The organism is Komagataeibacter kakiaceti JCM 25156, assembly GCF_000613305.1.
In genome coordinates this window covers 1-2,763 of the sequence record NZ_BAIO01000316.1, presented here as the reverse complement: position 1 = coordinate 2,763, position 2,763 = coordinate 1, and the positions used below count along the sequence as shown (strand labels likewise).

At 65.0% G+C, this 2,763-nt stretch carries 1 protein-coding gene and 1 pseudogene; both read left to right on the top strand.

The window, feature by feature from the left end; translation table 11 throughout:
* Positions 1-185: 185 nt before the first annotated feature.
* Positions 186-1,415 (top strand): glycosyltransferase family 4 protein, encoded by a 1,230-nt coding sequence (locus tag JCM25156_RS12960; protein ID WP_025813407.1) that lies wholly within the window; start codon positions 186-188, stop codon positions 1,413-1,415.
* A gap of 235 nt (positions 1,416-1,650) precedes the next feature.
* Positions 1,651-2,762, top strand: a pseudogene (locus tag JCM25156_RS24270) (Rieske 2Fe-2S domain-containing protein).
* Position 2,763: the final 1 nt, after the last annotated feature.

The following is a 2,763-nucleotide window of genomic DNA, read 5'->3' as shown; positions in this document are numbered from 1 at the left end:
TCCAATGGCGGGAAAGGCGCGCCACGCCACGGGGATTCCCGGCAGGACAAAACGGCGGACAGGCAGGCAGGCGAACGCTCTCATCGGCCCATTCGTCGGGCCGCCCCGCCCCAAGGTCAAGGGAAAACCCCCTATTCGTCGCATGCCCGTGCAGTTCCATTGCGTTCGTGATATGGTGAAGGGTGATGCAAACCGTTACCGACCGCCCCGTTATCCTGCAGGCGCTGCCCGCGCTCGAATCCGGTGGTATAGAACAGGGCACGCTGGAAATAGCGCAGGCGATCGTGCAGGCGGGGGGCACGGCCATTGTCGCCAGCGCGGGCGGGCGGCTGGTCGCGCGGCTGAAATATATCGGCGCCATCCCGGTCGAGATGGAACTGGGCGCCAAGAACCCCATTTCCATCATGCGCAACGCGGGCCGCCTGCGTCAGGTCATGCGGCATTTCAATGTCAATCTGGTCCATGCGCGCTCGCGCGCGCCTGCATGGGCGGCATCGCTGGCATGCAAACGGATCGGCATCCCCCTCGTCACCACCTGGCATGGCGTCCATGCGGCCAACCTGCCGGGCAAGCGACGCTATAATAGTGTACTGGCCTCCGGCGCGCGGGTGATCGCGATCAGCAATTACATCGCAGGCCGCCTGCGCGATGAATATCACGTCGGTCCCGACCGGCTGCGCCTGATCCCGCGCGGAGCGGACATGACTCGCTTCGACCCGCACGGCGTGCGGGGCAACCGCGTGCAGGCGCTGCATGACCTGTGGAACATTCCCGATGGCGCCACCGTCATCATGCTGCCCGCGCGGGTGACGGCATGGAAGGGCCATGCCCTGCTGATCGAGGCGCTGGCCCACCTGCACCGGGCGGGCGGTTTCCCCACAGACTGGGTCTGTGTCTTCGTGGGGGAAGCCAACGCGAAACAGGGTGACGAACTGGTCAGCCTGGCGCGGCGGCACGCCATCGCCGCCCATCTGCGTTTTGCCGGGCACTGCGCGGACATGCCCGCCGCCCTCATGCTGGCGGACATGGTTGTCGTTCCCTCCCGCAGGCCCGAACCCTTCGGGCGCGTGGTGGTGGAAGCACAGGCCATGGGCTGCCCGGTTATCGTGGCGGGGCACGGCGCCGCGCTGGAAACGGTGGAAGATGGCGTGACCGGCTTCGCCTTCCCGCCCGATGATGTCGGGGCGCTGGCGGCGTGCCTGCATCATGTCATCACCATGCCGGCGGAACAGCGGGCCATGCTGGCATGGCAGGCGCGCGAGAACGTACGCACGCATTATTCCACGCAGGCCATGCAGCATGCGACCCTCGCGGTTTATGATGAACTGCTGCACACCCATCTGGCGGACGGTTTCCACCATGCCATGGGCGTGGACGAAAACTGGGATGACGAAACGCTGCCACAGGCAGGCTAGCCCAAGGCCGGGCACCGATCATGCCATGCCCGCACGGGGTTTTCCTTGATCTGGCTCATAACTGCCCGAAAACCCCGCACGAGCTTCCTGCATTAAGCATGGGCCTTATGCAACGCGCGGTTTTACAGTCGACAACACCGCTGGAATTCGCCACCCATTGCGCATGTTCATTTCTGGCATACGGGTTCCGCCCGCTGCCTGCCGTTTCAACGCGAACACTTCGGGACTGCACCGCATGAACCAGATTTCCCCCACCCTGGCAGACACCGCAACGGAGGCCCGCCAGCCTGACCTGCGCCGGGTCAACTCCAATCCGGATTTCTGGTATCCGGTCGCATGGTCTTCCGACGTGCCCAAGGGCAAGACCATTGCCGTCAGCTTCGCCGGCATTCCCATCGCCCTGGTCCGCCCCGAGGAAGGGGGCATCTTCGCGCTGTACGACCGCTGCCCCCACCGGCAGGTGCCGCTGAGCCAGGGCATCGTGAACGGCCAGACCGTGCGCTGCTGCTACCATGGCTGGGCCTTCGGCCGTTCGGGCCGCTGCATCGACGTGCCCTATCTGGGCAAGGGCAAGCTGCCCAACGGCGTGCGCACCTTCCCCGTGCGCGAGGCTGGCGGCCTGGTCTTCGTCTTCCCCGGTGATCCGGAAAAGGCCAGCACGGTCCCGTTCCCCAAGCTGGCCCAGACGGACAACCCCGCCTTCAAGACCCGGCGCTTCAGCCGCGCGTGAACTGCCACTACACCTTCATGCACGAGAACCTGATGGACATGAACCATCAGTTCCTGCACCGCCGCCAGATGGGCCAGATCAAGGCCCGCTTCCTGGGGCAGGACCGGGGCGATGACTTTATCGAGGCCCGCTACAGCTTCATGCGCAGCGGCGGCCAGCAGCCGCTGGCCGAACGGCTGATCTTTGGCAAGCACAAGGATCTCAACGGCCGCGAACAGCCCGTTGAGGAAGTCGTGACCATCCGCACCGAATATCCGTACCAGACCCTGCGCATCACCGACAAGGATGGTGACCTGATCATGGATCTGTGGGCGGCCTACGTGCCAGTGGACAAGGACCAGCGCGTAACCCAGTCCTTCGGCCTGCTGTCCGTGCTGCGCCCCAAGACCCCGCTGCTGATCGACGTGATCTGGCCGGTGCTGGGCTGGTTCACCAACCGCATCTTCCTTGAGGACAAGGACATTGTGGAAATGGAGCAGGCCGCGTGGAACGAGGTCGGCCATGACCGCAATGTGGAAATCTTCCCCATCGTGCGTGAACTGCGCGAACTGCTGGTCCGCTGCGGCTGCCCGCAGGACGTGAAGCCCGCGCCCGAACCCGAAAAAGCCCCGGCCTGAC

Coding starts and splice junctions, on each gene's coding strand:
- JCM25156_RS12960 (WP_025813407.1), top strand. CDS start 186: ATGCAAACCGTTACCGACCGCCCCGTTATCCTGCAGGCGCTGCCCGCG.